Source organism: Streptomyces sp. NPDC059037 (assembly GCF_042740015.1).
Lineage (GTDB): Bacteria > Actinomycetota > Actinomycetes > Streptomycetales > Streptomycetaceae > Streptomyces.
This window is the reverse complement of record NZ_JBHYIG010000016.1, coordinates 51,425-58,165: the sequence shown is the minus strand read 5'-3', so window position 1 is coordinate 58,165 and position 6,741 is coordinate 51,425. Positions and strand designations below refer to the sequence as shown.

Here is a 6,741-nt window from a genome sequence, read left to right as displayed (position 1 = left end):
AGCCCCCCCCCGGGGGGGGGGGGGGGGCGCGCGGCCCGGGCGGCCCCGCGCGCCCCGGTATCGGCAGCCGCCCCCGCCCCCGGCGGCGGGCGCGGCCCCCTGCCCCATGCGGTGCCGCCCTGCGGCGGCGGTGTGTCAGCTCTGTTCGGTGTCGTCGCCCGGCTGCCCGGCGCCCTCGGCCGCGGCCACCTTCTCGCGCATCTTGCGCACCAGCTCCGCCTTCTGGTCGGCGGCGCCCTGGCGGTCGAGGTTGCGGTGCGGACCGTTGTTCTGCCGTTCGGCGCGGGACAGCTTCTTACGCTGGCCGCCGCCCATGCCCACGGGGTTGTTGATGTTCTTGCTCACGGGTTCTCCCGGAATGATGTGAAGGGACCTACGGATTCATCGGTGGGGGACGGGCGCGGCGACGTCGAGGGACGTCGGCAGGGGCCCATCACGCTCTCACTCGTAAATCAGCGTCTGGAAGAACATGAGCAAGACGTTACCCGGTTCCGTCGGTCCCGCACACCATGCTTTTCGCCGGGCCGGCGTCGAGCGGCTGCGGGGCGCGGCATTCCACGAACCCTCACATGCGTACTTCCCGCATCCGCACCGCCGCCCTGGCCGCCGCCACCGCCGCACTCGCCCTGGGCGGTCTGACCGCCTGCGGCGGCGGGGTCGCTCGCCCTGCGCGACGTGACGGGCAACACGAACCCGGGCGTCTCGCTGAACGTGTACGACGAGACGGGCGCCGCGTCGGATTTCCAGTGGACCGGCGCGGACATCCTGAACCGGAACACCTCCAAGCCGTACGACTTCTGATCCCCACTGATCCCCACTGATCCCCATGCGCTCTCAGGGACAGCCCCGGACGGGTACGACGGTCCGGGTCTTTCTCCCTTCTTGTCAGTGGATCAGCTCTCCATTGCCGCCGAGAGTGGTGTGCGCCAGACTTTTTGGCAGGGCTTTCGAGTGCCGGTCCAGACGCGGGTGTGCCGACCACGAGCGGGAGGATCCCCATGCTCCAGCAGGTCGCGGAAGGTGTGCTGACCCACCAGAGCGCATTGCTCCAGAACAACACCGCTGTCGTGCAGGGAAAGGGCGGCGTGCTGGTCGTGGACGCCGGCATTACGGGCGATGAAATGGTCTGCCTGGCGAACGACCTTCGTAGGTTGGGCCAGCCCGTCATAGCGGGGTTCTCGACGCATCCTGATTGGGATCACGTCCTCTGGCATGCCGAACTCGGCGAAGCGCCTCGTTACGGTACGGCCCGCTGCGCGGCTCATATGCGAGAACTGCTGTCGCACGCGGACTGGAAGGCCCGCGCCGCCGAGGGGCTACCGCCGGAAATCGCCGAGGAAACACCGCTGGACCTGTTCGGCCTCATTACCGGTCTGCCTGCTGAAGCCGCGCGGATTCCTTGGGACGGCCCCAAGGTCCGGATCATTGAGCATCCCGCGCATGCGCCGGGCCATGCGGCGCTGTTGATCGAAGAGCGCGGGGTTCTCGTCGCCGGCGACATGCTCTCTGATGTCTTCATTCCGATGCTCGACGACACCTCAGACCCGATTGAGGACTACCTCCTCGGGCTGCGGCTGCTCGAGGAGGTGGCGGACGGCGTCGATATCCTCATCCCCGGTCACGGGTCCGTCGCCAGAGCCGATCAGGTACGCGCAAGGATCAATCAGGACCGGGCGTACGTGCACGCCCTGCGTGACGCCCACGATCCCAGCGACCCGCGGCTCGGCCCATCGGCCAAGCCTGGCTGGGAGTGGGTGAACGACATACACGAAGGGCAACGCCGGCGCCTCGCCCAAAGCGGTGCGGGCGACGAGACGTCCGGCGGTTCGTGACCGCGATGCCTTGGGAAGGCACCTCGTGCCGCTAGGGACCGCCAGGGATCGCTATCGGCCGGATGCCGCCTGTGCGCAGGCGTGTGCATGCCAATAGGCTGTGCGGCCTTCGCGTGCGTCCTGGGGAGTTCTCGTGAACGGTCTCCGTGCGGTCCTTGTCTGCCTCGTGCTCGCGTGTGCCGCGGTGGTGTCGCCGGCCGCGGCCGTGACGCCGGCTGCGGGTGCCGCCGCTGGCACCGCTCCTGCTGCCGCTGCTGCCGCTGCCGCGGATCCGCGCTGGTCGGCACTTCCGGTCCCCGCCGCCGCCCCACCGGTGACCGTGAAGGATCTCGCCGCCCGTGGTCCTGGCGAGGCGTGGGCGACCGGGTACGAGCACGCCTCCGATGGGCTGCGGCCGATGCTCTACCGGTGGGACGGCAGGGCGTGGAGCCGGGACACGACCTTCCCCGGGGCCGGTGAGCCCGGCTGGCTCGGCAAGGTGCAGTTCGTCGGCGAGGAGGTGTGGATCTTCCACAACCGCGGGGGTGAGGGGGAGATCCTGCGCCGGTCGGCGGAAGGGCCGGCAGGTTGGAGTGCCGTCCCGCTGCCGCAGACCCTGTGGACGTACCAGGACTTCGCCGCGGTACCGGGTGCCGCATGGGTGGTCGGGGAGGACGACACCGGGCTGAAGGTGCTGCACTACGACGGTTCCGGCTGGACGACGCAGTCCGCCCCGGACGGCGTGCTGTACCTCATGGGGATCACTGCGCGTACGGCAACCGACGCCTGGGCCTGGGGGGACACCAGCACCGGGGCCGGAACGACCGTCCTGCGCTGGGACGGCACGGCATGGCGGGACGCGAACGTGGCGCTGCCGCCGAACAGCAACGTGCACACCATCCTGCTCGAACCGTACGGCCGGGTCACCATCGGCGGCAGCCAGTACACCGACGGCGTGGCCCGCACCTACCTGATGACCTTCAACGGGCATGCCTGGCGCAGCACTTACCCACCGCTGGGCGACACCTACACCGGGGCCATGGTGCGCGGCCCGGACGGCGCGCTGTGGCTGCCGGTGCGCAGCGACCGCGCGTTCCAGTCGAAGTACGCACGGGTGGACGGCTCCCGCACCACTTTCTCGTACGGACCGGAGCGCACAGGCGGGATCGACGTCAAGCCGCGCGTACTGACGAAGGCCGGGTCCCAACTGCTGTCCTTCGGGACCGCCGAGATCTACGGCTCGAAACCGAACCTGATGAGCGAGCGGCTGGGAGGCTGACCCATGGCACGCGGACTTCCCCTGGCACGAAGACTGCCCATGGCACGCAGACTTCTCGTCGCGGCCCTCGCCGTCGCCATGACCATCGTGGCGATCATGTCCTCGGCCGCGGCCTCGGCGGACCCCCCGTCCTGGCAGCACGTTCCGGTCCCGGCCCAGGTTCGCCCACAGGCCGGTCTCAACGAGGCCGTGGCGTTCGGGCCCGACCGGGCGTGGGCGGTGGGTGCCGACGCCGTCGGGCGCGAGGCGCCGGGCTTCCCGCTGGTGCTGCGCTGGGACGGAACCGCGTGGCAGCGCCAGGCTCTGCCCGGCATCGGCTGGCAGGGAGAGCTGCTTTCCATCGCCGCGACCTCGCCGACCGCGGTCTGGGCGGTCGGCCGCGACTCGGCGGGCGGCGCCCACCTGCTCCGCCACGACGGCAAGGCCTGGTCCGAGAACCGGCCGCCGCGCGGTGTCGTGCTGACCAAGGTCGTCGCCGGCGGCGGTGAGACCTGGCTGATCGGTTCGCGGGACGGCGCGCAGGTGCTGCTGCGCCGGGACGGGCGCGGCTGGCGTGACGTGCCGGTGCCGCCGGGATCCGTGTACGGCCTGCACATCCTGGCGGCCGACGACGTCTGGGCCGCGGGCGCCACCGAATCGGGTGCGGCCGTGTCGCACTGGAACGGGCAGGAGTGGCAGCAGACGATCGTCAGCGGGTTCCCGCGGTCGGGCGTGAGCAGTGTGCTCGCGGTCTCGCCGACCGAGGTGTGGGCGGGTGGCACGGCCGGGTTCGTCGGCGGGCCGCCGGGCAAGCCGATTCCGCCCCTCCTCGTCCGCTTCGACGGGCAGGCGTGGAACCGGGTCGCCGTGCCCACCGACTTCGGCTCGATCAGCTCACTGGCGCCCGGCACGTCCGGCGAGCTGGGCTGGGTCTCGGTGGCCCGCTCGCAGAAGTGGGCCCCGCCGGGCAGCAATCCGCCGCTCGTCCCCGGGCCGGATTTCCTTGCCTGGAACGGAGGGTCGTTCACCGAGTACAGCGAACCGGCGGTGGCCGGCGAGGGCGAATCCTGGGCGCTGCGGCTCGCGCCGGTGCCGGGCACGGAGACGGTGTGGTCGGTCGGCCGGGCCGACGGGCCCGAGGGCACCTTCGCCCCGCGCGTTCTGCGGTTCGGCTGAGCCGACGTACGGGAGCTCCGTCCTCGGTGGCCGGAACTCCGTTGCGGCCGCGCCGGTTTCGCCGGTGGCGATACGCGGCTCCCGGAGGCCGCCGCGGACCTACCGTGACCGCATGCTCTCACCGATCACGGGTACGGCCGCCGGTGTGCCGTTCACCGCGCTGCAGCCGGCCGCCGGCGGGACCGCGCCGCTGATCGTCACGTGGCACATGCTGGACGCGCCGAGGTCGGACGCCGCGTTCGCCGCCGCGCTGCCGATGAGCGACGTGCCTGCGTGGCGGGTGCACCTCGGCATGCCGATGTGCGGGGCGCGCATGGTCGACGGCAGCATGGACGCCGGCTTGGCGTTGATGCGCGAGGACGTCCTGATGTCGTATCTGCATCCGTTCGTCCGGCAGGCGGCCGAGGAGTTCCCTGCCGCGCTGACTTCGATCCGAGCGCAACTGCCGGTCGCTGACGGTCCGATCGGCGTGCTTGGCGGGTCGCTCGGCGGGGCCGTCGCGCTGCGGATCCTTGCCGACACCGAGATCCCGGTCTTCGCCGGCGCCGTCGTCAACGCCGCCGTCCGGATGCGGTCCGTCGTCGACCTGTTCCCCGGCGGCTATCCGTACGACGCCGAGTCCGAGAAGGCCGTCGACACCCTGGACTTCGTCGCCAAGACGGGCGCCATCGCCGGTCGCGCGCCGCTGCTCGTCGTCAGCGGCGAGCGGGATCATCCGGGGCTGCGTGCCGATGCGTCGGACCTCGTCGACGCGCTCGGGGAGCGGTCCGAACTGCTTTCGATCCCCGGTCTTGCGCATCCGCTCGCCGAAGAACCCGGCATCGAGCCCGCGCCCCAGCTGCCAGTGGCCCGCGCGGTGGACGCCGGCCTCACCAGGTGGTTCCGCCGCCACCTCGCGGCGGCGGCCCCGCTCGCTCAGTGAAGGGGCGTCCAGTGCTCCAAAGCGTCGTCAAGGCGCGGATCATCCGGGTCGTCCCATACGAGACAGCCCCACACGATGCCGGGAACATCGGAGCCCATCAGGTCGGGCGGCCCCTCGGTCAGCGTGCGGTGGACGGCTGCCAAGTACGCGGCCATCGACGGGTGGCGCGGCTCTGACACCTCGGGTCCGGCCATCGTCGACCAGTGGCCGACCCCGGTCTCGGACACGTACTCGCCGTACTCCGGCCCGGCGGCGTCCCGCGAAACCCACGGAACCACCCGGGCCCCCTGCCAGTAGTCGCGCTCGCCGATCCCCGGAAGCCTCGGGCGCACCGCATCGGCCGGCGTGAACAACGCCCCGTCCGGCAGGAAATCCCCGGAGCCGACCTCGCCCTCCTCCTCGTTCTCCTCGATGTACTGGTTCTCCACACCACCGCACAGCCGCCACACGGCCACCAGTTCGGCGGGCAGTCCGTAGCCGAGGTGCTGCGTCAGCTGGGCCTCGGCGGCGTGGATCGCGCTCTCCGGAGCGGGCGGCAGCAGTGAGGCGTACGACGTTGGAGCGTTCACCCGCAGCCAGTCGGTGAGCCGGAGCCAGGCAGCGGTGACCTGCTCGGCGGCCTCATCATTTCGCTCAGACATTCGATCACCGTACGGGGCGAGGAGGCCTGCTGAGTGAGATGGCCCCTGAGTGAGTACGGTCGTCCCATGGAGCTGGAGCAAGTCGGCGGCATCGGCGCAGTCCTCATCGACATCGACGGAGTGCTGACCGTGTCCTGGGATCCGCTCCCCGGCGCCGTCGCGGCCATGGAGCGGCTGCGCGCGGCGGGGCTCCCGCTCGCACTGGTCACCAACACGACCTCGCGCACCCGCGCCTCGATCGCCGCACGCCTCGCGGAGGCGGGGTTCCCCGTCACGGCCGACGACATCCTCACGGCCCCCGCCGTCACCGCGGCCCACCTGCGCGAGCACCACCCGGGCGCACGCTGCCTGCTGCTCAACGCAGGTGAGATCAGGGCCGACCTGACGGGAGTGACACTGGTCGACGAGTACACGGAAGCGGACGAGAACGTGGACGTCGTCGTACTCGGCGGCGCGGGCGACGAGTTCGGTTACGCGGCCCTCAACCGCGTCTTCCGTCACCTGCAACGGGGAGCCGCCCTCGTGGCGATGCACCGCAACCTCTACTGGCGCACCGCCGACGGTCTCGACCTCGACACGGGCGCCTTCCTCCTCGGTCTCGAACGGGCCGCCCGGGCCGAGGCGACCGTCACCGGCAAACCGTCCGAGGCCTTCTTCAGCGCCGCGCTCGCGCATCTGGGCGCCGAGCCGTCCGCAACGCTCATGATCGGCGACGACATCGAGTCCGACGTGCTCGCCGCCCAGCGCAGCGGCATCACCGGCGTACTCGTCAAGACCGGCAAGTACCTTCCGGAGACCCACCGTTCGGCCTCCGGCACACCGGACCACGTGCTCGACTCCTTCGCCGCACTCCCCCATCTCATCGACCGCCTGACCTCGGCCTCCCACTGAGCCACACCACACCACAGCACACCGCACCGCACCGCACCGCGA

General features: G+C 71.2%; 8 protein-coding genes. 6 read left to right on the top strand and 2 right to left on the bottom strand.

Going from position 1 to position 6,741, the window contains the following annotated elements; translation table 11 throughout:
• Positions 1–135 precede the first annotated feature (135 nt).
• Positions 136–345, bottom strand: a complete 210-nt coding sequence (locus ACFWY6_RS06060; protein WP_384686842.1) for a DUF6243 family protein — start codon at positions 343–345, stop codon at positions 136–138.
• A 330-nt stretch (positions 346–675) separates the two neighbouring features.
• Here ACFWY6_RS06060 and ACFWY6_RS06055 point away from each other — a divergent pair, with 330 nt between their 5' ends.
• From ACFWY6_RS06055 to ACFWY6_RS06035, 5 genes are all read left to right on the top strand, one after another.
• On the top strand, positions 676–801 hold the full coding sequence (locus ACFWY6_RS06055; RefSeq protein ID WP_384686840.1) for a hypothetical protein: 126 nt from the start codon (positions 676–678) through the stop codon (positions 799–801).
• Positions 802–998: 197 nt separating this feature from the next.
• Positions 999–1,832 (top strand): MBL fold metallo-hydrolase, encoded by an 834-nt coding sequence (locus ACFWY6_RS06050; protein ID WP_384686838.1) that lies wholly within the window; start codon positions 999–1,001, stop codon positions 1,830–1,832.
• Between the two features lie 133 nt (positions 1,833–1,965).
• Entirely contained in the window at positions 1,966–3,090 is a 1,125-nt protein-coding gene (locus ACFWY6_RS06045; RefSeq protein WP_384686836.1) for a hypothetical protein, read from the top strand.
• Between the two features lie 39 nt (positions 3,091–3,129).
• Positions 3,130–4,245, top strand: a complete 1,116-nt coding sequence (locus tag ACFWY6_RS06040; RefSeq protein WP_384686834.1) for a hypothetical protein — start codon at positions 3,130–3,132, stop codon at positions 4,243–4,245.
• Positions 4,246–4,357: 112 nt separating this feature from the next.
• Complete coding sequence (locus ACFWY6_RS06035) at positions 4,358–5,167, top strand: alpha/beta hydrolase family protein (protein WP_384686832.1); 810 nt, start codon at positions 4,358–4,360, stop codon at positions 5,165–5,167.
• Here the strand turns inward: ACFWY6_RS06035 and ACFWY6_RS06030 are convergent.
• Positions 5,161–5,808, bottom strand: a complete 648-nt coding sequence (locus ACFWY6_RS06030) for a hypothetical protein (protein WP_384686830.1) — start codon at positions 5,806–5,808, stop codon at positions 5,161–5,163. The two genes, ACFWY6_RS06035 and ACFWY6_RS06030, sit on opposite strands and share 7 nt — an antisense overlap.
• Positions 5,809–5,874: 66 nt before the next feature.
• Between ACFWY6_RS06030 and ACFWY6_RS06025 the strand changes: the two genes are divergently transcribed.
• Positions 5,875–6,699: an HAD-IIA family hydrolase gene (locus ACFWY6_RS06025; RefSeq protein WP_384686828.1), complete on the top strand. Its 825-nt coding sequence runs from the start codon at positions 5,875–5,877 to the stop codon at positions 6,697–6,699.
• The last annotated feature ends 42 nt before the right edge of the window (positions 6,700–6,741 follow it).

What these genes read in the sequence shown, in the direction of transcription:
- ACFWY6_RS06030 (WP_384686830.1), bottom strand. Translation starts at nt 5,808, where the DNA reads ATGTCTGAGCGAAATGATGAGGCCGCCGAGCAGGTCACCGCTGCCTGG.
- ACFWY6_RS06025 (WP_384686828.1), top strand. Translation starts at nt 5,875, where the DNA reads ATGGAGCTGGAGCAAGTCGGCGGCATCGGCGCAGTCCTCATCGACATC.
- ACFWY6_RS06035 (WP_384686832.1), top strand. Translation starts at nt 4,358, where the DNA reads ATGCTCTCACCGATCACGGGTACGGCCGCCGGTGTGCCGTTCACCGCG.
- ACFWY6_RS06040 (WP_384686834.1), top strand. Translation starts at nt 3,130, where the DNA reads ATGGCACGCAGACTTCTCGTCGCGGCCCTCGCCGTCGCCATGACCATC.
- ACFWY6_RS06050 (WP_384686838.1), top strand. Translation starts at nt 999, where the DNA reads ATGCTCCAGCAGGTCGCGGAAGGTGTGCTGACCCACCAGAGCGCATTG.